This window comes from Paenibacillus marchantiae (genome assembly GCF_028771845.1).
Lineage (GTDB): Bacteria > Bacillota > Bacilli > Paenibacillales > Paenibacillaceae > Paenibacillus > Paenibacillus marchantiae.
In genome coordinates, this window is sequence record NZ_CP118270.1 from 2336061 (window position 1) to 2359976 (window position 23916).

Here is a 23916-nt window from a genome sequence, read left to right on the forward strand (position 1 = left end):
ATTTTATGAATTTACAAACCTGTCCACCATATTAACCACAGGACCAACGATGCATAGAAGCAGCATAAACGTGGCTACGTTAAAGGCTACCTTTGTACCATAGTGCGAACGATACTTGCTAGCGATAATTACAGCAGGTATCCAGAAGATTGCCGCCGCCACGAAGGGAAGGTGAAGTCCCTGGTCTCCATTACTATAGATAGGCAAGTTCAGTAGATTAAACAAATAGTGGCTAATCTGTACCTTTTCTGTGCCCCAGGAAAAATTAAAGGCCAACCCCATTGCGAGCACCAGCAAAGAAAGTGTCCCGATGCCCAAAGGTTTTCTTTGTTGTATCATGCTTATCCCTCCATAACCAAGTTTTTATCCTAAATAAATCCATTAATGTATTGTAACACAGTATTGATCAATGTGATGTATGATAGTTTCGCAATCTCCGTTTTCCTATAAACCGTTTGTCCTATTTTAATTATAAATTTATACATTCATGTGAATTTGACAAGCTTCCACTAATCGACAACATTAGCTAAACATAATCGATATAATACATGTAATTGAGGTATTGATGTGAGTAAAATGTCAAAGGGGGCGAGGCCTTTTGCTAAGTTACACGATGAAAATGCTTATTTTCCCGCTGGGATGTCTGCTTGTTATCCTGTCCTCTTATTTTCTAGGGCTTACTCCCCATCTCGCGTTAATGATATGTGCTGGTGTGTTATTTGTAGCAAGTATATATGGGGAGAAACGTTATCCTGAAATGCGTAATATCCATTGGCTCTTTCTTGGTATATTCCACTATTTCAGTGAACTGAACTGGTGCAATATACTGTATTACCTGCTCATCATGTCGATGATTCAAGATAAACAACGTGTTACCCAGACGTTACCCATTTCGATGCTACTTGTGCTCGAATATACAGTGATTCGGCTTTCCTATGTACCGATTGATACATATGCTTTGCTGGTATCCCTGTTTGACATGTTAACTGTGATTGTCATTATATTTTTATATCATACCTTGATTAACAGCGAGGCAGAGAAGCGCAGGCTACGGGAGAAAATTCAATTCCTCACCCTCCATGACCCACTCACGGGGTTGCTGAATTATGAAGGGTACATGGATGCTCTTAATAAAACGGTGGAGGAGCACCGCTCCTTTCTACTGATTATCCTGAATATTCAGAATTTCAACGGGTTTGACAAAGAGGTCGAAGACAACTGGTGCAGCGTAATAGGAAATACAGGCGAAATTATTACGACACAGTTTTCGGATGCATACGGGATATCCCGCTATGCAGGAGATCGCTATGCCGTCATTATGCCTGAAATACAAAATATTGAAGAACGCATGTCGTCACTGCTGTCAGGGGAGTTACGGGGGTTGCAGGTGAACTACAGCATTTCCCTGTATCCGGGAATGTCTGAGACGTTGCAGCACTTTATTACGGTGGCGGAGGACAGGTTATTCCAGCAGCAGCGCAATAAATGGTTGAAAAACGAAGAGGAGGTCTTTCGTTCCGAAAGACTTCGGGCTGTTGGTGAACTGGCCGCGGGCATGGCTCATGAAATTCGCAACCCCCTGACTGCGATTCGAGGTTTCCTGCAGCTTTCACGGGGGCAGGCCTTCAATATCGCACCATGGTATGAAGTCATCATGGGGGAGATCACGCGTGTAACAGAGCTAACGGCTGAGTTTTTACAATTTTCCAAACCACACACCAATCACATGAAACCTGAACGAGTAGGGCATTGTCTCGAACGTGTCATGTCGTTAACCGAGTCGGATGCAGCATCACGGGGCCACCGAATTACACTTGAAATGACTGGGGAGCCAGTCGTGGTTAATATGGATCGGGACAAGATCGTACAGGTTCTAATCAACCTGATCCGTAATGCTTTTGAAGCGATGGAAGACCCTGGTGAGGTGCATATTGATCTGTTACATGATGGAGATAAAGCACTTATCTCGATTACCGACACGGGCAGCGGCATTCCAGAGAACTCTCTGGCGACGATCTTTAATCCGTTTTATACGACCAAGGAAGAAGGTACCGGACTTGGACTGGCTCTTTGTCAGAAAATCGCTCAGGATCATTATGGCAAAATTACCGTTCATAGTGAAATGGGGATTGGCTCTACATTCACCCTTCATTTACCTATGGGGGCATAATTCCAACAAACAAAAACGCTGAACTACTCCCCGTCAAGTAGACAGTTAAAAAAATGGTTCGGTTAGAAACCTTAGCTCGGATAACGTGCTAAGGTTTCTTTTATGCTACTCTGCGCGGTGACGCTTTTTTCAGCGTACTTGCGGATCATTTTATTCTCAGCTACATATCCGTGTGAATTTGACGAGCCTCCAAATATCGACAACATCAGATAATCATAATCGATATAATACATGTAAATAGGATCCGAATGTGAGAATTATGTCAAAGGGGGCGATGCTATGTACCAAAAAACGATTCGTAATAGTTTTACATTAGACGGTATTGCTATACATAGTGGGAATTTGTCAGAGATTACTCTGCATTCTGCACAACCAAACACGGGTATTATTTTTAGAAGAGTGGATATAGATCCATATGAAATTATTGAAGCTAAAATCGGTAATGTATCCAATACGGACCGTTGCACACAGCTTAAAAACAACCATGGATACGCTGTATCTATGGTTGAACATACGCTGTCTGCTGTTCGAGGGATGGGTATCGATAACGTGATTATTGATGTTAATGGTGAAGAATTACCCATTTTTGATGGCAGCTCTACCGGTATTGCAGCAAAGATTTCAGAAGTTGGCCATCTGCAGCAAGAAATTAAAAAAACATATCTTCATTTACAACAAAAAATTAGAGTTGAGCACGGTAATTCTTTTCTTGAAGCTCATCCCTCTTCAATGATCTCCTATTGCGTGTGTTTTAAAAATGAACACAAAATTGCCTACCTCTCAGATCAAACATCCAATTTTAATTTTATAGAAAACAATTACTTAACGGATATTGCACCAGCTAGAACATTTTGTTTTGAAGAAGAAATAATGTACTTAAAAAGCAAAGGTTTAATTCAAGGAGCTTCTTTAGAGCATGGAATAGTTATTGGTGAAAAGAAAATTTATCCCAATTTACGTTTTCATGATGAATTATCTCGTCATAAGCTGCTGGATCTTATTGGCGATTTAGCTTTGAATCCTCCTTTTCATGCAAAAATCATAGGATCGGGAACCTCTCATTATTTGAACACTCTTTTTGCTAGAGAATTATTAAATAATCTAATCTAAATACAAAAGGAGACGATATCATGCCATGTAATTTAAATGAAATTTCTGAACAGTTAAATGGGATTCTAATAGGTGATGGCAATGTCGTTATAACAGGCGTAGGTTCAATTCATGCTGCTAAAGAGGGAGAAATTGCTTTTGTAACGGATAAAAATCTAAATAAATTAGATAAATGTAATGCTTCAGCGTTCATTGTGCCAGAAACGACAATAATAGAATTTAAAGTACCTGTTATTAAGGTGAAAAATCCCAGACTCGATTTTATTTGTTTAATTGAAATGTTTAGTGAGAAAATCAAAAGTAATGGTGTAGTATCATCAGAAGCAATTCAGCCTTCGGTAACGTTAGGCTACAATGTGCAGATCGACGAATTCGCGGTAATCAAAGAAGATGTGTCTATTGGGGATCATTCTGTCATTTCTGCGCATTCATTTATTGGAAAAAACGTGACCATTGGAACGAATTGCTTGATCCACCCTAATGTCACTGTTCTACAGGATACTTTCATCGGAGATAATGTCATTATTCACTCAGGCGCAGTGATTGGCGCTGACGGCTTTGGTTTTGAATGGGATGGTCAAAAACAAGTTAAAATACCGCATATCGGAAATGTCATTATTTTTGATGATGTTGAAATTGGCGCAAACACCACTATTGATCGCGGAACGATTGATTCAACAACCATTGGTAAAGGGACCAAAATGGACAACCTTATTCAAATTGGCCATAATGTTCAAATTGGTGAGCACTGCATTATCGCAGGTACAAGTGCAATTGGGGGCTCATCAAAAATAGGTAATCGTGTCATAATGGCTGGCGGGAGTGCGGTAATTAATAATATTACTATTGGAGATAGCTGCGTTGTTTTAGCTAAAACCATGGTTACTAAAAACATGCCCGCGAACTCAATGGTGTCAGGGTATACGGCTCGTTCACATAAGAGACAACTACGAGAATCCGCTGCACTTTCCAGACTCCCCCAAACGATAAAAAAACTAAATGAAAAACTTGATGAACTTTCCAAAACAAAGGAAGGTGCTAAATGATACATCAGTCAGCCATTATTCATCCTACAGCAGTAATTGGAGAAAATGTCGAAGTCGGACCCTTCAGTATTATTGAAGAAAATTCAAAAATAGGTAGCGGGTGTAGGATTGGAAGTTACGTTATCATAGGGGCTAACACGATATTGGGGGGGGATAACTATATTTCACATGGTGCCATTATCGGTTCAGATCCACAAGATAAAAGTTATCAAGGCGAAGAATCGTATCTCATTATTGGAGATAATAATACCGTGAGAGAGTATGTCACCATATGTAAAGGCACATCAAAAGGAGATTGTTTCACGAGAGTAGGAAGTAACAACTTTATTATGAATTATGCTCATATCGCACATGATGTATTGATGGGAGATCACAACGTCATCGTCAATAATGTGCAGATTGGCGGACATGTTAATATTGAAGACTATATCACTTTTGGTTGTGGTTCAGGTGTACACCAATCATGTAACATAGGAAGGTTTGCAATGATTGGAGCGGGAAGTAAAGTTTCACAAGATATCGTTCCATATTCTTTAGCAGATGGTCCGCGTTCGTACATACATGGAATCAATACCGTTGGTCTAAGAAGAAATGGATTTTCAAATGAAGAAATAAGCACGATAAAAAAGATTAATACCATTTTATTTCGCCAAAAGCGAACTCTTGATCAATCTATTGAAGAAATAAACAACTTACCTCCTTCTGAATTTAAAGAACACACATTGAATTTTCTATATAAATCTACACGCGGAATTGTACGAATGAAGCGATAAAATGGAAAACGCCGCAAAGGTCCGGAATGAAGCGGAACCTAAAGCGGCGTTTTTGTTTGTGTTTCTTTGTTTTAATCATCAATGAACACGAACCCAATCAGGTAAGCTGTCCCTGATGCAACTGATAATAGAAACCTTGCTGTTGCATCAACTCATCATGGCTGCCTCGTTCGGCAATTTTGCCGTCATCAATGACGAGAATCTGATCGGCCTCACGAATCGTGCTTAACCTGTGGGCAATGACGAAGCTGGTGCGATCCTTCATCAAGGTGCTCATCGCCTCCTGAATCTGCATTTCGGTGCGTGTATCGATGCTGCTGGTTGCTTCATCCAGAATAAGAATTGACGGATCAGCAAGAATGGCACGAGCGATGGTTAACAGTTGTCGCTGTCCTTGACTCAGATTGCTGCCACCGAAAATGATCGGGGTATCGTAACCCTGCGATAATTTGCGGATGAAGGAGTGGGCATTTGCCAACTTCGCTGCTTGCTGGATCTGTTCGTCCGTTGCATCGGGTTTGCCGTAGGCAATATTGTCACGAATGGTGCCGGAGAACAGATAGGCATCTTGTAACACAATGCCAAGTTTGCGCCTTAGCTGGTCCTTCTCCAGTTCGGAGATGTCACAGCCATCAATGGTAATCCGTCCGCCCGTAATCTCGTAAAAACGGGGCAGCAGGTTGATGATGGTCGTTTTACCGGCTCCAGTCGGTCCGACAAGTGCAATCATCTCGCCTGGCTTGGCGGTGAAGCTGACCTTTTTCAGGATTTCCCTCTCGGAGTTATACCCAAAGGATACATCTTCAAATACAACTTTCCCCTGAATCTGCTGCAGTTGTTTCTTCTGTTCTTCCACGTATTCACTTGGTGTATCAATAATGTGGAATACGCGCTCGGCACCTGCAATAGCTGCCTGAATCAGGTTGTACTGGTTCGCCAAATCATTGATGGGCCGCTCAATCTGGCGGGAGTAAGCAAGGAAACTTACAATCAGCCCGATGGACGTCAGATCATGATAAGCCATCCATCCACCTACCGCTGCCAGTATGGCAAAGCCGATATTGTTCATGACATTCATCGTTGGCCCGACCAGACCAGATACGCTCTGAGCTTGGGTACTGGAAGTGCGAAGCTTCTCGTTCAGATTCTGAAAATGTTTTTGTGCCTGCTCCTGACGATTATAGGCTGCAACCACCTTTTGTCCGGCAATAGTTTCTTGAGCGTAGCCATTAAGCTCACCAAGCAACTTTTGCTGGGCGGTAAAATGTTTGCGTGTTCTTGAAGCGATCAGCCGAGTGGCGATCGTAATCAGGGGAACAGTGACCAGACTGAGCAGTGTCAGTCGGACATCCAGTGCAAACATGATGGACAGAGAGCCAACCAGCAAGATGGCGCTGGACATCAGTTGAGTTACACTTTGATTCAGCGTCGTGGACACGTTATCGATATCATTGGTAGCCCGGCTCATCAGATCACCGCTCTGATTTTTGTCAAAAAAGCTGATCGGCAGCTGTTGCAGCCGTGAAAACAGAGCATGGCGCAGATCTTTTACGGTCAGTTGGGAAACACCGATCATGACATAGGATTGAGCCCACATCATGAACGAGCCGAGGACGTATACGGTCAGCAATAACATGCAGTCTTTCAGCAGACCGTCCGTAATTTTGGGAACGATATGTTCATTGACCGCACGGCCGAGCAGATAAGGTCCTGCCAGATTAAGTAACGTTCCAAGAGCCGTCAGTACCAGAGCAGTGATAACCCCTTTGCGATGACGTCCCATGTATGACCATACTCGGATGATCGCGTGCCGTGCGTTCTTGGCTCTTACTTTGGGAACCGGGCCTCGGCCGGGTGGCCCAGGTCTTCCGATCATCGGTGGGACAACGGTTTGATGGATGGAGGAAGAAGCGTTTTTAGCCAAATTGAACATCCTCCTTCCGTTGCTGCGAATAATAGATGGATTGGTAATGTGATGAATGGGCCATGAGATGTGTATGTGTACCACTTGCCACGATTTCTCCTTCATCAAGCACGTAAATACAGTCTGCATCCTTTACAGAAGAGATCCGTTGTGCAATCAAGAAGGTCGTACTATTTTTCATTAGTGAATGGAGCGCCTTCTGAATGCTTGCTTCGGTACGCAGATCGACGGCACTGGTGCTGTCGTCCAGAATTAGAACCTCCGGTTGCATGAGTAGGGCACGGGCGATAGAAATTCGCTGTTTCTGCCCACCTGAGAGATTGACCCCGCGCTGGCCCAACTCCGTGTCATATCCATCTTTCAGATTCATAATAAAATCATCAGCCGCCGCCGCTTGAGATGCGGCACGTAGTTCAGCTTCCGTTGCATCAGGTCTGCCGAAGCAGATGTTATCCCGGATGCTGCCACTGAACAGGATGGATTCCTGTAATACGATGGACACACGGCTGCGAAGATCCTGGAGATCCCAGTTACGCACGTTCACTCCATTCACGAGCACTTCACCCTGTGAGGCATCATACAAGCGGGGGATCAGCTGTACAAGTGAGGTTTTGCCTGATCCTGTAGATCCGAGCAGGGCCACTTTTTCTCCCGGCCGAGCCGTCAGTGTAATTCCGGAGAGGGTATGTTCTCCATCATAGCGGAAATATACGTCCTTGAATTCCACCTGACCTGCTCCTTTACGAGACATATCATCTCCCGATTGAATATCAGGCTGGGTGTGAAGCACCTCGTTGATGCGTGTTGCAGACACTTTGGCGCGGGAGAAGCTCATCATCATCATACCGATTGAAGTGAGCGACGAGAGTACAACCGTTACGTAGTTGATAAAAGCAATCAAGTCCCCGGCAGCAATATCGCCTCCAACCACCTGAAAGCCCCCAAACCACAGCACCGCTACAATGGTCGCATTCAGCATCAGGCTTAATACCGGTGCATTCAGCGATACGATGCGCCAAGCTTTCACTGCCGTATGGGTATAGTCTTCATTGGCTTGCTGGAAACGCTTCTTCTCCTGACGTGCGCGTGCAAAAGCTTTGACGACACGAATGCCGGCCAGATTCTCTTGAAGAACCGCGTTCACCTTGTCGAGTTTGTTCTGAACGCTGGCGAACAGCGGATAGGAAGCGGATATCAGGATATATAAGATGATAAACAGAATCGGCACGGACAAAATGAGAATGAGCGCCAATTTGACACTGATCGTAAACGCCATAATAATACTGCCGATGATCAGCATCGGCGAACGGATAAACATACGCAGAAGCATCTGTACAAAGGTCTGCATCTGGGTGATATCACTCGTCAGGCGAGTAATAAGCGAGCCTTCCTGGAAGGTATCCAGATTACGGAACGAGAACTTCTGGATATGATCAAACAATTCCTGGCGCAGATCGGTTCCGTATCCAACGGCAGCTTTGCTTGAAAACAGCGTACATCCTGCACCGCCAACCCATCCGATTAACGCAAAAAGAAGCATAAACAAACCTGTAGTCATAATGTGGGACAGGTTCCCTGCAAGAACACCATCATCCACAATGCTGGACATCAGCTTGGGTTGAAGCAGGTCCATAGCAACCTCAAGGACCATGAGTAGCGGAGCAAGAATGGCCGCTGACTTATACGGGGTAAGAAATCGTTTTAACGTCCACAATGGGAAAAATCACCTCATTCGATATGAAATAATCATGTTGCAAAAATTTATGCAGACAGATGAATCTCACTTAATATTCTCGCAGATTCTGAACCATACGCTGGGCGAGCGCTGACATCAGCTGCGATTCTTCAGGTGTAAAATCTTTCTGGGCTTGGCGATCAAGCTCTTGGAATACTTCTCTCAGTTCCTTAAGCGCAGCACGGCCTTGATCGGTCAGATAGACACGCAGACTGCGCAGATCCTTCGGGTCAGCTTCACGCCGTATAAAACCCGAGCTTTCCATACGTTTCAGCATTACCGTTACCGTTGCAGGGGCGCGGCGAAGCTGTTCGGCCAGTTGTTTCTGGGTCTGACCATCTTCCCGTTCAAGCTGGAATAGCAGCGGCGGTTGTCCAGGATACAACTCAGGGTGGTTGATAAGTTTCTCATGAACCTTGTAACGCTGTAGCTTGACGAGTTCTGATAACTGTCCCATTAACCGTTCATTTCGATCTGATTTCATAAGCGCTTCCATCCTTTTAATTAGTCGACTAACTAAATGATAAGTTTCATTTGACATATCGTCAAGTGATTTTGATTTTTTAAAATGGATACAAAAAAACCTCTGCTTTGAGTGGATGAAGAGAGCATGTTAGCTGACTCTGTTCCTATCTACAAAGAGAGGTTTTTTGGTGTTTTTTTATATGTCGTGCGTAAGGATTATTTTATTTCTTAGAGAACATTTCTTTGGCTTCATCCATGGCCATTTTATTGCCGATTGAAGAATAGTCCAACCAAGGTTGAGCACCGATTGGGTAGACATGACCTGCTTTGACAGCCTTTAGTCCTTGCCAGATCGGATTATTTTGCAGTTCTTTGAACATGTTCTGAGCTTCATCATCCGAGTTCACGACAACGAAGATCGCATCTGCATCAAAGTCCGGCAGTATTTCACGTGAAACAACTTGATACGGTTTGGACGAATCGAATTCTTCAATGCCTTTAGCTGGAGTTAACCCCAGATCTTCATACAAAATTGGGCCCATTGGACGGCGTGTACTGAATACACGCAGTTCTTTGGCGGTAACACGGATAGCCATTACGGTGCCGTCACCGATTGTATCGTGAATCAGGGATTTCACTTCTTCCGTTTCAGTTGCATAATCCTGAATGTATTGCTCTGCTTCTTTCTCGCGGTTGACCAGTTTACCAATGTCTTTCAGATGGTCGCGCCAAGTGCCATCATCCAGATTGAAGACGTGTACAGGGGCGATTTTCTCGAATTTGGCAATATCATCACCGGAGAATTCTTCGTCCAGATAGATGACATCTGGTTTCAGGGCAAGTAAGGCTTCCATGTCCGGGTCCTTAACGGGACCGAGCGGCGTTGTATTTTGAAGACGGTCAGCCACATGGGACAGGAAGGCTTTGGCTTCCCCGCCGATCACCGAACCAACCGGTGTAATGCCGAGAGACAGCAGGTCATTGGTCAGATGGATCGACATGGATGCGATGCGTTGATCCCCGGAAGCGGAATTGGTATCCTGTGTAGCGTTCGAAGTGTCCGTAGTAGAACCTTCCGACGCAGAGGATGAATTATTGGCGTTCCCGCAGGCTGCGAGTACAAGCACGAGACAGATGCTCATGAAGAGCATAAGGTTTTTCTTTAACATGGGTAATCTCAATCTCCTTGAACATCTCATGGATGTTGTTTTTATGTTGGGTGTACCGGTGAAATTATTCGGATTGTTCCGATAAATTTATTACTTGGTTCGTACCAGCAGATATAAAAAGTAAGGTGCGCCGATCGCAGCGACCACAACACCTGCCGGAATGGAATTAGGCTGAAAGATCGTTCGCCCGACCGTATCGGCAGCAACCAGGATCACCATGCCGATGAGTCCGGCGGCTGGGATCAGATGGCGATGCATCGGGCCAACCAGTCTGCGGGCCAGATGCGGCGCCGCCAGACCAATGAATCCGATCCCGCCAGCCATAGACACACTGACGGCAGACAATGCTACCGTGCACAATAGCAAAATAACACGTTGGGATCTGACGGGTGTACCAATACTGGTCGCGGCAGCATCTCCCAGATTGAAGGCATCCAGCGTTTTGGAGCGGCTCCATATGTACGAGATGCACAGCACAACCCATGGAAGCAGCGCCTGAACATGAACCCAGTCTCTGCCCCAGACGCTACCTGCCAGCCAGCGGGCGGCGAAGGAATAGGTGTCTTCATCCAAACGCAGGGACAGATAGAGCGTCAGGGCATGGAAACCGGCTGCTACGGCAATGCCCACCAGAATAAGCTTAATGGGGGATACTCCGTTATGTCGGTCATAGGATAGCAGCATGATAATCAACGCCGCGGCGACACTGCCTGCAAAAGCAAACAGCGGAATCAGCAAGGCCACCGAACCATTCATGGAATGGGAGAAGCTTACGAATACCATCAATCCAAAAGCCGCTCCTGCATGCAAGCCGAGGATGCCCGGATCGGCTAATGGATTGCGTGTAATGCCTTGCAGCGCAGCACCGGCAACACCGAGTCCCGCTCCGGCGAGTACAGTAACCAGAATGCGTGGCAGTCGATAGTCGAACAATACAATCTGATCATCCGGCGTACCATAGCCAATCAGGGTGTGAAGCACGGCTATTGGTGATAGGCGAATTGTTCCCGAGTTGAGGCTGATAACGATAACGGCACAGGCGATACAGAGCAGCGCAACGCTGACCGCTATGGAACGTTTGCCTCGTGAAGGTGTATTCGTGTTCATCGCTATAGGGCCCTCCTTTCTTTACGGGCCAGATAGAGGAAGAAAGGTACACCGACAAAGGCAACCATAATGCCTACAGCCAGTTCTTGAGGCGGGTTCACAATGCGTGATCCTAGATCGGCGAGCACCAGCAAGACGGCTCCGAGCAGGGAGGACATCGGAATGATGAGTCGATAATCCACGCCAACCAATTTGCGAGAAATATGTGGTATGACCAGTCCAACAAAGCCGATCGAGCCTACAGCAGAAACGGATACGCCAGCCAGCACAACAACCGCCGTCAAGGCAAACAGTCTGGTCCAGCGGAGGTTGATTCCGAGATTAATCGCAACTTCTTCTCCTAGCGACATGAGAGATATCCGACGGGCCATAGGCAAAGTGAGCACGAGAGTAACCAGCAGAACAGGCAGAATCAGCTTCAGATGCCGCCATTCAATTCCCCCGAAACCACCCGCATACCAGAAGGCTAAATCCTGGCTCAAGTCAAAATATATGGCGACACCGGTGCTAAGCGAACTCAGCATGGCTGCAATAACGGCACCCGCAACGGTAAGCCTGATGGACGTCAGTCCTCCGGGTGCCGCCATGCCCAGCAGGAAAATGAGCAGCGTGCCAAGCACAGCCCCTACAAATGACAGGAACATAATCCAGCCATAAGGCAATCCTGGCCAGAAGGCGAAGCTGAGCGCCACGACAAAGGTAGCGCCTGCATTGATCCCCAGAATGCCGGTATCTGCCAGCGGATTACGTGTGATTCCCTGCATGAGCGCTCCAGCTACAGCAAAGGCTGCGCCAATCACAGCAGCAGCAATGACACGTGGCAGCCTTAGCTCGTGAATAATCTGATGCGGCGTCAAAGCCGGATTGTACTGAAATATGGCAGTCCACACGGTCTCCAGTGTCAGCCCCTTGGCACCAAGAGAAATGGCGATAAACATACTAAGCAGCAGTGCGGCAATGGCCGCCAAAAACATCAGGCCAACCGTCACTGCGGATTTTCTCGATTTGGACGGACGTTGTGACAGTCCCGGATGTTGAATGCGGGTCACTCCTTTGTTACCAACAACGCATTGCTGTTGTTATTGATTATCATTATCAATTAGTGAACATTATAAAATCTTAATTCAGGCCCGTACATGGCATAAATTAAGATTATAGAGATGGACATTTTTTAGATTACAGAAATGCTGGTTTGTTCGTCAACATAGAGAGCGCTTCATCGAGCTGGATGTTGATGGAATAAGGAGCGTATACCACCCATGAATTCCAGTCTATGACATGCACACGCCCAGCTTTTACCGCAGGATAGTTTTCCCACAACGGATCAGCCGTAATCTGCTGTAACAGAGTAGTACGTTCGTGCATGGACGTAACCGCAATCAGCAGCACATCCGCTTCCAATCCATCCCATTCTCCAGGCGTGAAAGACATCCAGTTGAATCCCACACCGGCAGGTTTGCCTGTTAGTTCTTTCTGAATTCGATCAGGAGCGGACAGTTGCAGGCTTCGGTAAAATACATGACCGAAGTTGCGATTACTGTACATGCGCGGTCCTTTTGCAGTTAAGGTACAGATCGCGACGGTGACCTGACCTGCTGTATCTCTGATCTTTTTGCGTGCCCGCTCCGCCTTACGCTCATGCCGATCCAGCCACTCCTTTGCCGCTTGAGTACGATCCACGATAGAGGCAATTTTCTGCAAATGACCAAACATGTCTGTCTGATTCCAAGGGATGGTGATGATGGGAGCGACATCTCCGATATGTTCCATCGCTTTAGCGGCTGCGTTGTCCTTGGTCAGAATTAAGTCGGGATTCACATCAAGGAATGCCTGTCGTCCCTGTTCCCACGGTTCATAGGCATGGAACGGCAGCGTCAACGATTTGGGAACATGGGGCAGATGGCCCTGGATCTGCGCTGCGCATGGTGTGATGCCAAGAGTCATCAGGTGATCGGTGTATGGATAGGAGAGTGAGACGATATTTCGATGTACCTGCTTGGCATAGGAAGTTGGCGCATAACCGGCATGGTTCCTGAAGCGGCGGCTGAAATAGAATTCGTCCCGATAGCCTACCTGGCGGGCTACATCACGAATACGCAGATCTGAAGTCATGAGCAATTCCTTGGCCCGATTCATTCGTAAATGAGTGATATATTCGATAGGATTTTTCTGCATCCGACTCTTAAACAGCTGTGAATAATACGACGGATGCATACCTGCCAGTTCGGCCAGCTTTTCCAGCTTGATTTCGTTCATATAGTTTTCCCGCATATACTGCAAGGTGGATCTGAGCCACTGTTCTGGCTCGTCCTGTGCTTCCGCATGCTCCTGACCTTCCTGCGGCCAGAGCGTATGAAACAGATCGGTCAAAAGCAGCTGCACTTTCAAGCTGGTCTGTGAAGCTTCTGTTGTTAATTGTGCGGCAATTCGCTGTATCCCATAGTAAGGGCCCTGAATCCACCCAGTTACAGGTGAACCAAGCTCTCGCTCATATATTCGCCGTTCTTTCGTTTTCTCAGCAACCCGAAACAGATCGAAATGAATGATATACAATTCAATCTCATGGTCCGCATCAGAGAAAAGCTCCAGAGAAGTTCCCGGTGTAGACAAGAAGGCGGACTTACGTGTGACAAGGGATTCGATACCGTTCGCTACCAGCTTGCCCGTGAATTTATGCATGTAGACAAAGGTATGGTGAGGGAGCTCAGTCTGACTCCATTGCCAATGCGTATTCACGGTAACCAGCTCTGCCAGACGCAATTCGAGCAGCGCATCGTTAAGAAAAGCATCCATTTCCGTTCGTGTCATGGATTCATCAGTGCGTTTCGGGTGATCCGGTTGGGTCAACGTGTTGGAGGTATTGCCGTTATTATTGGTGCTTGGATGGGTTAACATGGTGTGACCTCCTTTCCTCGCGAGGTTGATATATCATAGCGAGCGCAGCCGCATATCCGATGTGAACCACTGTCGGTACGTCATCATGCTGAGCAGAATGCTGGTAATGGCGGCTGAGCTGGTAAAAGCAAACACGATCAGAATCTGGTAACGCACGGCCTCAACCGGATCAGCACCCGCAATAATCATGCCTGTCATCATGCCAGGAAGCTGTACGAGTCCTACCGTTTTCATGCCATCGATCGTGGGGATCATGCTGGATTTTACAGAACGTTTCAATACGTCCTGAAAAGCACGTCTTGGCGTTGCGCCAAGTGCAAGCAGGGACTCAATCTCTCCTTTGGAGGATTCGACCTCGCGTTTCATCTGATTCAGGAACAGCCCGGACACCACCATGGCATTACCGATGGTCATCCCGCTCAATGGAATTATGTATTGGGGAGTAGGTTCTACAATTCCCAGTCCTAACAACAGTCCCATCATGAGCAGCTCCGTGACCGTAATTGCAGCCGCAATATATAAGGAAATCCAGCGAAGTCCTTTGCCACGTTTGCCAGCATTAATGGAGGCTACGATAATCATGAATCCGACAATGGCAATGATAAGAACGGGGTGATCCGAGTTAAAAATAAATTGAAGTACATATCCGACAAGCAACAGCTGTACAGCGGAACGAACAGTGCCTATAGCAATATCCTTTTCCAGATCAAGCTTCTGCCAGACAGAGATGAGCATGGTGACCATCACAAATATAATGGTAAAACTCAGAGCGATGAGTGACATGATTTCTCCTTATTCTGCCGCAGGGGCAGGGTTCATAATGAATTGTCTAGCCAGGTCCGTGGCCGGATTGTCAAAAAAATGAGCTGTCGGCTGGCGCTCTAGCAGTGTCTGATTGCCCAAAAACCAGGTGGTTGTACTGAATGATTGTGCCTGTTCCTGATCATGGGTAACCCAGACGAGCGAAGTACCTTCCTGCTGGCTCCAGCGGGTCAATTGTTCTTCCACCAGGCGTGCGTTGGTCCGATCCAGGGAAGCAGTCACTTCATCCAGAAGCAGGACCTCAGGACGCAGCATCATGGAACGAATAAGAGCTATGCGCTGTTTCTCCCCACCGGAGAGGTCAATGGCCCGCTTATGAATATCAAGATTCTCCAGTCCCATACCTGCAAGCAGGCGGCGGGCGAGATCCTGATCGTATGGCTGCCTGTGAAGCAGATGCACTGTTTTCAGGTTATCTTCCACACTGCCTGCCAGCATGACAGCTTGCTGTGCGACATAAGTCATTCGTGTGCGCCAGATACGAGGGTCCGAATCCCGATAAGAAATTCCTTTCCAGATCAGGTCTCCTTCATCAGGAATATCCAGCAGGGCGAGAATGCGGAGCAATGTGCTCTTCCCTTGGCCGGATGCACCGAGTATGGCAATACGTTCTCCCTGATCCACTTCTGCGTTCACATGTTCAAATAAAATACGCTGCTCGGTTAAACCGATACGTTTTACTAGTTTATCAATGGTTAAAAGTGTGGACAAAGTCGGGTCGTCCTTTCATCCGTGATCTGCAATCATCTTAGCAAAAATACGAAAAAATTGAAATGAGAGTGAATCTCAATTAGATCATTAAAATGACAACATGGAATGTGAAAGATGAAACGGGTCTGACGCAAGCGGTTCTTTTTGGTAAAATAAAGAAGACTCCGTGTTGGCCTAATCGAGATCGTGATCTTTTTAAAATATGTTGATATCAGGGGAGGCTTTACGATGACGAAAGTTGTTGGACGGGACAAGGTGAATTGGGGCATTATGGGTACAGGATGGATTGCATCCCAGTTCGCACGAGATCTGGAGCATGCCGGAAACGCCGTAAAAGCTGCGGTGGGTTCACGAACATCTGAAAGCGCAGAGAAGTTTGCAGCTGAATATGGTTTTGCACGCGCTTACGGTTCATATGATGAGATGCTGCAGGACCCTGAAGTGGACATTATTTATGTGGCAACACCGCATCCGTTACATAAGGAAAATGTGCTTGCTTGTCTGGAAGCGGGTAAAGCAGTACTCTGTGAGAAACCGTTTACGATGAATGCCCGTCAGCTGGAGCAATTGGTGGATAAGGCGCGTGAGCGCAATCTTTTCCTCATGGAAGGCATGTGGACACGCTTTCTGCCACCGATTACCCAAGCCAGAGCCTGGATTGCGGAAGGCAGAATCGGCGAGGTACGTTTGGTCAAAGCAGACTTTGGTTTCCGCGTAGGCTGGGAGCCGGAAGGCAGGTTGCTTAACCCGGATCTGGGTGGAGGTGCTTTGCTTGATGCAGGCGTATATCCGATCTCCTTCGCGTCCATGATTTTTGGCGAGCAGCCTCAGCATGTGTGGAGTACGGCGAACATTGGACAGACGGGTGTGGATGAACAGTTCTCCGTACTGTTGTCTTATTCCGAAGGTCGTTCTGCATCGCTGAATGGAGCCATTCGTCTTAACTTGAGCAACGAGGCTGTCATATATGGCACAGAAGGGTACATTCGTTTACCACTTTTCCTGGCAGGCAAAGAAGCTTATCTACATGTGAACGGTCAGGACGAACCGGAGACATTTATCGATGACCGGACGTGTATTGGATATGCGTTTGAAGCGGAGGAAGCAGGTCGCTGCATCCTGGAAGGACGTACGGAGAGCAGAACGATCCAACTGGACGAATCCCTGGAAATCATGAAGTTGATGGACACGATTCGTGGGCAGTGGGGCCTGCGGTACAAATCCGAGTAAATAGACAGGAGTGGAAAAGCGATGGTGAAAATTCTGATCTCCGGATTTGAACCTTTTGGCGGGGATGCGGTGAATCCGACGGGAGAACTGATGGAGGCACTTGCGCATGAAGTGATAGAGGGAGCGGAGCTGAAAACAGTGCTGCTGCCTGTGCACTTCGATGAATGTGCGGATCTGCTAATCGCAGAGATGGAATCCTATCAACCGGATGTCGTCATCGCCTGTGGTTTGGCCAAAGGCAGGACAGCTATTACACCTGAACGGATTGCTGTTAATGTCAAAGATATTCCTCCTGGCTCCTATGCGGACAACCAAGGGCAGAATCCCGTGGACGAGCTCATAGTGGAAGGCAGCCCGGATGGCCTGTTCTCCACATTGCCGATTCGTGCAATGGTGAATAACATGGGGGCAGCAGGCATCCCGGCTGCGGTGTCCAATACGGCAGGTACGTATATTTGCAACAATACGATGTACCGGGTGCTGGATCATATCCGATTGAGACAACTTCCGATTCGTGCCGGATTTGTACATTTTCCAGCTTCAACAGAGATGGCTGTGCTTCAGCCTTCGGTGCCATCACTACCCATTCCCATGATGCTGGATGCTCTGCGGGTTATGATTCGCACGGTAGTGGCGGAGTAATTGAGTTTGGATCAACATTTTGTATAGGTTCGGTTTGTTGTTGGAATAAATTAATAAGGGCTGTCCTATTGTCATGAATATGACTTTATAGGACAGCCCTTTGTATTATCTAACGAACTAGAGTCACTTTTAATAAAATGTTAACGATTCGTTAGCGCCTTGGACACGCAGGTCAATAGCATAGCACTGAGATCGTGCCCAACAGAAAATAGGAAAACGAAATTGGGCACAGCCTCCTATATTTTGTATTGATACCGTGCGAATTAGATCCGCAACAAATCTAGATCGAACTCGGGAACAAGTCCTTCTTTCATCGCTCGTCCAAGCAATGCTGTAATTGCACCGTAACCGTCATCGCCCAGGTTGGCGCTGAACTCATTAACGTACAAGCCGATATGCTGCGCAGTTACATCAGGGTCCATCTCTTGTGCATGTTCCATAACGTATGCTTTGGACTCATCCGGATGCGCCCAAGCGTATTCCACCGAGGCACGTGCCCAACCTGCAAGAGCATGAGCATCCAGGTTACGACGGGCGATGATTGCACCCAGCGGGATTGGCAGGCCAGTGTCGCTTTCCCACCAGTTACCGAGATCTGTCATAAGTTTGAGATCATAATTCTGGTACGTGAAACGTGCTTCATGGATAACCAAACCTGCATCGATCTTGCCGTCCCGTACAGCAGGCATAATCTGGTCGAATGGCATAACGACAATCTCGCCTACACCGCCGGGAACATTTTGTGCTGCCCAGAGACGGAATAACAGGTAGGCTGTTGAACGTTCGCTCGGCACGGCAACTCGGCGTCCTGAGAGATAGGCTGGATCGGTTGTACCGTTAGCGGTCAGAACCAGCGGACCACATCCTCTGCCAAGTGCGCCGCCCGCAGGCAAGAGCGCATAATCATTCAGCACATAAGGCAGTGCTGCATAGGATATTTTCATAACTTCAGGTGTATCTGGTCCATCCGGATTTGCCGCAAGGCCGTTGGTAATATCGATGTCCGCATAACGCACATCAAGCTCAGGTGCACCAGGAATCAGTCCATGCACCCAGGCGTGAAAGATAAATGTATCGTTAGGACAAGGGGAAAATGCAATTTTCATGATGTAAGTACCTCCCGTAAAATGGAACTTGCAGCCTGGAGCGCATCCAGAGCGTCCTTGATGCGCCAGGCGTCGCGGTCGCGTGGACCGACCGCGTTGGATATAGCCCGTAGTTCGAGTGCTGGTATGCCGAACTGCTGGGCTGCAGTTACTACGCCGAAGCCTTCCATGCCTTCGGCGGCGGCATCCGGCACGCGGCGCAATAGCTCCGCGGCCGTCTCGGCAGTTCCGGTCGCCGTGGATACGGTGACCGCCGTGCCTCCGCTGACTGCGAGCCCTGCCCGCTGCAGCTCATGGCGCAGGCGCGCGGCAAGCACCGCGTCCGCCGCCACACGGGACGAGCCGAAACCGAGCTCGTCCACGCTGAGGAAGCCGTCTGGCGTCTGCGAGCCCAGATCGGCGGCAACCATGGCGTCGGCTACCACGAGGGAGCCGACGTCCGCTCGGCCGGGGAACCCGCCGCCGATGCCGGCACTGACCACCAGCGTGTACGCTGGGGTCAGTCCGGTCCCGGCAAGGGGCCCCGGCCTTGAGGATGCGGCAGATGCTTGTGCCGCATCGGGTTCGCTTGGCGCGGCGGAGCCTTGCGCCAGCGCATTTGCGCCAGCCGCTGCAGAGGCAAAGGCCAGCGTGGCAGCAGTTCCTGCTGCGGCCGAGGCAGGGCCAACACCAGCAGCAATCACATCAAAGTACGCAGCTTGGTCACCCAGGCCGCGTAGTACAGCCTCTTTTTCCGCATCAACGGCGGTTACGATTAATACACGCTGTGTCGAAGCTGTGGATGTCGCGTTTGTTTCAAAGCTACTTGACAAGCTTGCAGTTTCTGGGCGATTACGTTCTATAGAATCATTCTTTTTCTGTTCATTCATCCCGAATTCTCCCTCATGAGGTTTTTATAAAGCCATCTATAAAATATGTACGCATAGGCCAGACGGAGTGACAACTTTACTGACAATGAGCGAAGCGAGCACGTGAACCAGTGAACGAGCACAACGTTCTTCTCCATCATAACGGAAGGGGAAAGATCAGAACAAGCTTTGAACGTATTTAGCGAGATAAGCGATTTAACGAACAGTAGCAACCCGTCAGAACCAGACTGAACCAGACTGAACCCCGAAATTACGCGTTTTATATAACAGAATAATCTATTTCTATCTGTATATATGTCACTTTAATCATATATATAAACCTAACGCGAATCATATAAGAAGTCAAAGTAAATGGTTGACAATCTGTATTAACTGTATTAATAATAGTAATACAGTTAATACACCTTAGGATTGAATATATACACTTCAATATACAGTCATCGTTCATCAATAGGGTATTACAACTTTTATAGAGAGGAGGTGCGGGATGTTCGAATTGGATGTACGCAGCCGTAAGGCGATCTATGAGCAACTAGTGGACAAAATCAAAGAAATGATCGTGTACGGTGTTCTCCAACCCGATGAGCAACTGCCTTCCGTTCGCACACTGTCCGGGCAGCTCACGGTTAATCCGAATACGATTCAGAAAGCTTACCGGGAACTTGAACGTGAAGGTTATATCTACTCATTGCAGGGAAAAGGGAGCTTCGTATCATCGTCCGTGGAACATCCGAATGCAGCCATGAGAGATGAAATCAGAGCCGCTCTGGTGAAGCTGATTGCGGAAGCTTCATATTCCGGTTTGAGCAAAGCCGATATGACGCTTTTATTTGAGGAAGCGATGGCCCGTATAGAGAAGGGGGAGCCTCATGATTGAGCTGAATCAGGTCATTAAGGCATTTGAACAGGAAAAAGCCGTTGATGGCGTCACGATGCAAGTACATAAGGGATCGATCTACGGTTTACTCGGTTCCAACGGGGCAGGCAAAACGTCGCTGCTCAAAATACTGGCAGGCATCTATCGTCAGGATAGCGGAACGGTTCGCATTGAGGGACAAGAAGTATATGAAAATATGGACCTCAAGGGACGCACCATTTTTATGGCGGATGCGCCATACTTTTTCCCGCAATCGTCCATCCATCAGATGGCTGCCTTCTACCGTTCGGTATATCCGCGCTGGAATGAGGAGCGTTTTGTACAGCTCGGCAGTGTATTTAAACTGGATGTGAAACGTAAACTGCATCGCATGTCCAAAGGCATGCGCCGTCAGGCAGCCGTATGGCTTGGACTTAGCTGCATGCCTGAAGTGCTGCTCATGGATGAGCCAATTGATGGGCTTGATCCGGTCATGCGGCAGCAGATCAAGAACCTGCTGTTCCAGGAAGCAGCGGAGCGTCAGGTGACGATTCTGATCTCGTCTCACAATTTGCGCGAGATTGAAGACCTATGCGATCATGTTGCCATCATGCACAAAGGGCGGATTATCGTAGAGAAAGATCTGGATGATCTGAAGGCTGATACACATAAAATTCAGGTCGCTTTCCGCCATCCTGATCATGCCAAGGCTATGGACGAACAGGTGAATATTTTGCATGAAGAGCAGCGTGGAAGTGTATCCCTGTTTATTGTGAAAGGCAATCGCGAGGCTGTGACGGAACGGTTCCGTGCATTTGATCCCTATCTGCTGGATGTGCTGCCGCTGACGCTGGAAGAAATATTTATCTATGAAATGGAGGATGCAGGATATGATATTCAACCGATTGTTCTGTAACCGGGGCATCCTGTTCCAAAATTTCAGGCAGCATGGATGGATCGGCATCTTGTACCTGATCACTTTGTTGTTTTCGCTACCGCTCCATATCGGTACAGAGTATCGGGATTTACCACAGAAGATTACGAGTTTGTTTCAGGCGAATGGAGAAGTGCAAATTCTGTTTGCCATCACGTTCCCGGTAGCTGCGGGCATTTTTCTGTTCCGGTATGTGCAATCAGGTGCACCTTCAGATCTGTTCCACAGTTTGCCGCTGCGCCGAAAGCATCTGTTAACCGTTAATTTGTTGACAGGATTTATAATGATCCTGCTTCCGGTCTGGATAACGACTGCCATTACAGGCTGGGTATGGGCAGCACTGGATCAGCCCGCATTTATATTCGAAGGTAGTTCAATCTGGATGTGGGGCCTCAGTATGAGCATCTACTCGTTGTTTATGTTCATGCTGACCGTGGTGGTTGGTATGTGCATTGGACAGTCCGTGTTGCAGGGACTCACCGTGTATGCGCTTCTATTGTTGCCTGTTGTTGTATGGTTCATTTTTTCCTTGCATCTCCAGCATTACCTGCTTGGATATCCGTACGATGAGGTTGGGCGAAATGCAGAAAAAATATCTTTAGTTCTTCGCATGGCTTCGATTAGTGGAACTCCTGTGATCGGTTGGGAACTCATTATTTATTCGACATTGACACTGTTATTCATCCCGTTGTCTTACGTATTCTATGCGAAGAGACAGGTGGAATCTGCTACCCAAGCGGTGACGTTTACGCTTGTTAAACCCATATTCCGATTTGGTTTAATGTTTACGCTGGTTTTAATTAGTGGAGCCTACTTCACCATTATTGCTCCAAGAGGATCATCGGGGTGGGGAATCTTCGGATATATCCTCGGTGGAGTTGTCGGTTATATTGTTGCCGAGATGATTATTCGCAAGACGTGGTTGATCTGGAGCAGCAAGCTGCTGCCCAAGATGGTTTTATATGGTATTGTTGCCGGATTGATTCTGTACGTGCCTGTTGCCAGTTGGAATGGATATGCTGCACGAGTGCCTGAGTTGAACAAGGTCAACAATATCAAGCTTGGTGGAGAGAGATACACTTATACTAACGGTGTTTCATCGAAGTTGGATGATGGCCCTTTCTATTCAAGTGATTCTGAATATATGAAAGCCGTTATTGCTCTTCATCAGAAGATCGTGGATTCTGATCTGTCTTTGCTGGATGATCCCATCAATCCAGGTATGCGTAATGACGAGTATGTATTTATTAATTACAAGCTGGATAACGGCAAGGTGATGAAACGCAAATATTACATTCCCGAACCTGAATTTCGTCAGGAATTGATGGCGCTGAAGCAATCTCAGGCTTACAAAAAATTTGCATTTGATACGTATAAGCTGGATGAGGACGCGCTAAGTATTGGCATTCGCTCAACGATTAGTCCTTATCTGAAAGTGTACATCAGTAATCCGCAGCAAGTTCGTGAGTTCAAGGAACTGCTGAAGCAGGATATCATGGACCAGACATACGAGGAACAACGTTCCCCGTGGCAGTCTTTTGCAATTGCGGAAATGAATCAGGATTCTTCATCGAATGATCCTTTTCAGCCTAAGGAGATGTGGAATTTTGAGATCAAACCAAGCTATGATCGGGTATTGGGTTGGCTGAAAGAAAACAAATTATACGAACAACTGGAATTTTCAGTAGATGAGGTGGCTTCCGCGCAGTTTGTGAAGCAAGAGGTTAACAGTCCTGGGAATCCTCAGATGCTCTATCCTCAGTCAGAGTATGTGGACGGGAATGCTACTGGCAATAAACAGGTCGCAACCAAAAATAAAAAAATTATCAGCCAACTGCTCAAGCGTCAACGGTCCGGTTATCAAACAGAGAGAGATACCATCTATCAGATCAAATTGAATGTTACCCAAGGGGAGAATATTTACATGATCCTGAAGGAAGAAGACCTGACAGAAGAAATGAAAGCCATCCTGGCCGGACAGTAAGTTAATCTGCAAGCGGGAAGGGTTCTCCCGGTAAATATGCTGATTTCTCGATCTGACTTGACCAGAATACAAGTATGGAATATATTAGAAAAAGGTAATGATTCGATTCGAGATGATGACCATTTCGGCGAATCCCAAATGGAACGGCTTATGAGGGAAGCACCCGTAAGAGCAGGCAATACGCCTGACTTGCGGGTGCTTTTTTTGTTTTTTTGCCAGTTTGTATATCAGGGATCGTAATCGAGTCACCGCACAGATACTCCAGCAGGTTCTAACTATCAATTCAATTTGAAGGGAGCAGAAGAGAATGCAAATTGAAGTTTTGGAGGACAAGGGAAATCATCAGGTGGGTCATTGTTCATGTTCAG

Annotated in this window: 21 protein-coding genes; 9 read left to right on the top strand and 12 right to left on the bottom strand. The window is 47.1% G+C overall.

The window, feature by feature from the left end; all coding sequences use genetic code 11:
• Nucleotides 1-3 precede the first annotated feature (3 nt).
• Nucleotides 4-339, bottom strand: coding sequence for a hypothetical protein (locus tag PTQ21_RS10570; RefSeq protein ID WP_274569799.1), 336 nt, complete (start codon nt 337-339; stop codon nt 4-6).
• Between the two features lie 274 nt (nt 340-613).
• On the opposite strand from PTQ21_RS10570, the gene PTQ21_RS10575 reads away from it, so the two are divergent.
• From PTQ21_RS10575 to lpxA, 4 genes are all read left to right on the top strand, one after another.
• Nucleotides 614-2170, top strand: coding sequence for an ATP-binding protein (locus PTQ21_RS10575; protein ID WP_274569802.1), 1557 nt, complete (start codon nt 614-616; stop codon nt 2168-2170).
• 279 nt (nt 2171-2449) lie between these two features.
• Complete coding sequence (lpxC, locus tag PTQ21_RS10580; protein ID WP_274569803.1) at nt 2450-3280, top strand: UDP-3-O-acyl-N-acetylglucosamine deacetylase; 831 nt, start codon at nt 2450-2452, stop codon at nt 3278-3280.
• A gap of 20 nt (nt 3281-3300) precedes the next feature.
• On the top strand, nt 3301-4326 hold the full coding sequence (gene lpxD / locus PTQ21_RS10585; RefSeq protein WP_063568246.1) for a UDP-3-O-(3-hydroxymyristoyl)glucosamine N-acyltransferase: 1026 nt from the start codon (nt 3301-3303) through the stop codon (nt 4324-4326).
• A complete protein-coding gene (lpxA, locus tag PTQ21_RS10590) occupies nt 4323-5099 on the top strand; it encodes an acyl-ACP--UDP-N-acetylglucosamine O-acyltransferase (RefSeq protein ID WP_063568245.1) in 777 nt (258 codons plus the stop codon). Before lpxD ends, lpxA begins: the two co-directional genes overlap by 4 nt.
• 97 nt (nt 5100-5196) lie before the next feature.
• Here lpxA and PTQ21_RS10595 read toward each other — a convergent pair whose 3' ends face one another.
• The 9 genes from PTQ21_RS10595 to PTQ21_RS10635 all read right to left on the bottom strand — a co-directional run bounded on the left by PTQ21_RS10595 (nt 5197) and on the right by PTQ21_RS10635 (nt 15927).
• Nucleotides 5197-7032 (bottom strand): ABC transporter ATP-binding protein, encoded by a 1836-nt coding sequence (locus PTQ21_RS10595; RefSeq protein ID WP_274569805.1) that lies wholly within the window; start codon nt 7030-7032, stop codon nt 5197-5199.
• Nucleotides 7016-8737, bottom strand: coding sequence for an ABC transporter ATP-binding protein (locus PTQ21_RS10600; protein WP_111620346.1), 1722 nt, complete (start codon nt 8735-8737; stop codon nt 7016-7018). Before PTQ21_RS10600 ends, PTQ21_RS10595 begins: the two co-directional genes overlap by 17 nt.
• 70 nt (nt 8738-8807) lie before the next feature.
• On the bottom strand, nt 8808-9242 hold the full coding sequence (locus tag PTQ21_RS10605) for a MarR family winged helix-turn-helix transcriptional regulator (RefSeq protein ID WP_063568243.1): 435 nt from the start codon (nt 9240-9242) through the stop codon (nt 8808-8810).
• A 202-nt stretch (nt 9243-9444) separates the two neighbouring features.
• A complete protein-coding gene (locus PTQ21_RS10610; protein ID WP_063568242.1) occupies nt 9445-10392 on the bottom strand; it encodes an iron-hydroxamate ABC transporter substrate-binding protein in 948 nt (315 codons plus the stop codon).
• A 90-nt stretch (nt 10393-10482) separates the two neighbouring features.
• A complete protein-coding gene (locus tag PTQ21_RS10615; protein WP_063568241.1) occupies nt 10483-11499 on the bottom strand; it encodes a FecCD family ABC transporter permease in 1017 nt (338 codons plus the stop codon).
• Between the two features lie 2 nt (nt 11500-11501).
• Nucleotides 11502-12473, bottom strand: coding sequence for a FecCD family ABC transporter permease (locus PTQ21_RS10620; RefSeq protein WP_274570477.1), 972 nt, complete (start codon nt 12471-12473; stop codon nt 11502-11504).
• Nucleotides 12474-12675: 202 nt separating this feature from the next.
• Entirely contained in the window at nt 12676-14394 is a 1719-nt protein-coding gene (locus PTQ21_RS10625) for an AraC family transcriptional regulator (protein ID WP_072735165.1), read from the bottom strand.
• 33 nt (nt 14395-14427) lie between these two features.
• Entirely contained in the window at nt 14428-15177 is a 750-nt protein-coding gene (locus PTQ21_RS10630) for an ABC transporter permease (RefSeq protein ID WP_064640349.1), read from the bottom strand.
• A gap of 9 nt (nt 15178-15186) precedes the next feature.
• The gene (locus PTQ21_RS10635; protein WP_269053532.1) at nt 15187-15927 is read right to left on the bottom strand and encodes an ABC transporter ATP-binding protein; all 741 of its coding nucleotides are present in this window, start codon (nt 15925-15927) and stop codon (nt 15187-15189) included.
• A gap of 228 nt (nt 15928-16155) precedes the next feature.
• On the opposite strand from PTQ21_RS10635, the gene PTQ21_RS10640 reads away from it, so the two are divergent.
• Nucleotides 16156-17157, top strand: a complete 1002-nt coding sequence (locus PTQ21_RS10640; protein ID WP_063568237.1) for a Gfo/Idh/MocA family protein — start codon at nt 16156-16158, stop codon at nt 17155-17157.
• Between the two features lie 21 nt (nt 17158-17178).
• Nucleotides 17179-17799 carry a pyroglutamyl-peptidase I gene (locus PTQ21_RS10645; RefSeq protein WP_072735167.1) on the top strand — a complete coding sequence of 207 codons (621 nt, stop codon included), beginning with the start codon at nt 17179-17181 and terminating at the stop codon, nt 17797-17799.
• A 263-nt stretch (nt 17800-18062) separates the two neighbouring features.
• Here PTQ21_RS10645 and PTQ21_RS10650 read toward each other — a convergent pair whose 3' ends face one another.
• Nucleotides 18063-18905, bottom strand: coding sequence for a 1,4-dihydroxy-6-naphtoate synthase (locus tag PTQ21_RS10650; RefSeq protein ID WP_063568235.1), 843 nt, complete (start codon nt 18903-18905; stop codon nt 18063-18065).
• A complete protein-coding gene (locus PTQ21_RS10655; protein WP_269053533.1) occupies nt 18902-19774 on the bottom strand; it encodes a futalosine hydrolase in 873 nt (290 codons plus the stop codon). The genes PTQ21_RS10650 and PTQ21_RS10655 overlap by 4 nt, the downstream gene beginning before the upstream one ends.
• A 487-nt stretch (nt 19775-20261) precedes the next feature.
• Between PTQ21_RS10655 and PTQ21_RS10660 the strand changes: the two genes are divergently transcribed.
• From PTQ21_RS10660 to PTQ21_RS10670, 3 genes are read left to right on the top strand one after another with little or no spacing between them, the layout of a single operon-like run.
• Nucleotides 20262-20651, top strand: coding sequence for a GntR family transcriptional regulator (locus PTQ21_RS10660; RefSeq protein WP_053783970.1), 390 nt, complete (start codon nt 20262-20264; stop codon nt 20649-20651).
• Nucleotides 20644-21546: an ABC transporter ATP-binding protein gene (locus PTQ21_RS10665; protein ID WP_072735169.1), complete on the top strand. Its 903-nt coding sequence runs from the start codon at nt 20644-20646 to the stop codon at nt 21544-21546. Before PTQ21_RS10660 ends, PTQ21_RS10665 begins: the two co-directional genes overlap by 8 nt.
• Nucleotides 21521-23548, top strand: a complete 2028-nt coding sequence (locus PTQ21_RS10670) for a hypothetical protein (protein WP_274569809.1) — start codon at nt 21521-21523, stop codon at nt 23546-23548. Before PTQ21_RS10665 ends, PTQ21_RS10670 begins: the two co-directional genes overlap by 26 nt.
• Nucleotides 23549-23916 lie beyond the last annotated feature (368 nt).

What these genes read in the sequence shown, in the direction of transcription:
- PTQ21_RS10570 (WP_274569799.1), bottom strand. Translation starts at nt 339, where the DNA reads ATGATACAACAAAGAAAACCTTTGGGCATCGGGACACTTTCTTTGCTG.
- PTQ21_RS10575 (WP_274569802.1), top strand. Translation starts at nt 614, where the DNA reads ATGAAAATGCTTATTTTCCCGCTGGGATGTCTGCTTGTTATCCTGTCC.
- lpxC (WP_274569803.1), top strand. Translation starts at nt 2,450, where the DNA reads ATGTACCAAAAAACGATTCGTAATAGTTTTACATTAGACGGTATTGCT.
- lpxD (WP_063568246.1), top strand. Translation starts at nt 3,301, where the DNA reads ATGCCATGTAATTTAAATGAAATTTCTGAACAGTTAAATGGGATTCTA.
- lpxA (WP_063568245.1), top strand. Translation starts at nt 4,323, where the DNA reads ATGATACATCAGTCAGCCATTATTCATCCTACAGCAGTAATTGGAGAA.
- PTQ21_RS10595 (WP_274569805.1), bottom strand. Translation starts at nt 7,032, where the DNA reads ATGTTCAATTTGGCTAAAAACGCTTCTTCCTCCATCCATCAAACCGTT.
- PTQ21_RS10605 (WP_063568243.1), bottom strand. Translation starts at nt 9,242, where the DNA reads ATGAAATCAGATCGAAATGAACGGTTAATGGGACAGTTATCAGAACTC.
- PTQ21_RS10610 (WP_063568242.1), bottom strand. Translation starts at nt 10,392, where the DNA reads ATGTTAAAGAAAAACCTTATGCTCTTCATGAGCATCTGTCTCGTGCTT.
- PTQ21_RS10615 (WP_063568241.1), bottom strand. Translation starts at nt 11,499, where the DNA reads ATGAACACGAATACACCTTCACGAGGCAAACGTTCCATAGCGGTCAGC.
- PTQ21_RS10620 (WP_274570477.1), bottom strand. Translation starts at nt 12,473, where the DNA reads ATGTTTTTGGCGGCCATTGCCGCACTGCTGCTTAGTATGTTTATCGCC.
- PTQ21_RS10625 (WP_072735165.1), bottom strand. Translation starts at nt 14,394, where the DNA reads ATGTTAACCCATCCAAGCACCAATAATAACGGCAATACCTCCAACACG.
- PTQ21_RS10630 (WP_064640349.1), bottom strand. Translation starts at nt 15,177, where the DNA reads ATGTCACTCATCGCTCTGAGTTTTACCATTATATTTGTGATGGTCACC.
- PTQ21_RS10640 (WP_063568237.1), top strand. Translation starts at nt 16,156, where the DNA reads ATGACGAAAGTTGTTGGACGGGACAAGGTGAATTGGGGCATTATGGGT.
- PTQ21_RS10645 (WP_072735167.1), top strand. Translation starts at nt 17,179, where the DNA reads ATGGTGAAAATTCTGATCTCCGGATTTGAACCTTTTGGCGGGGATGCG.
- PTQ21_RS10650 (WP_063568235.1), bottom strand. Translation starts at nt 18,905, where the DNA reads ATGAAAATTGCATTTTCCCCTTGTCCTAACGATACATTTATCTTTCAC.
- PTQ21_RS10655 (WP_269053533.1), bottom strand. Translation starts at nt 19,774, where the DNA reads ATGAATGAACAGAAAAAGAATGATTCTATAGAACGTAATCGCCCAGAA.
- PTQ21_RS10660 (WP_053783970.1), top strand. Translation starts at nt 20,262, where the DNA reads ATGTTCGAATTGGATGTACGCAGCCGTAAGGCGATCTATGAGCAACTA.
- PTQ21_RS10665 (WP_072735169.1), top strand. Translation starts at nt 20,644, where the DNA reads ATGATTGAGCTGAATCAGGTCATTAAGGCATTTGAACAGGAAAAAGCC.
- PTQ21_RS10670 (WP_274569809.1), top strand. Translation starts at nt 21,521, where the DNA reads ATGATATTCAACCGATTGTTCTGTAACCGGGGCATCCTGTTCCAAAAT.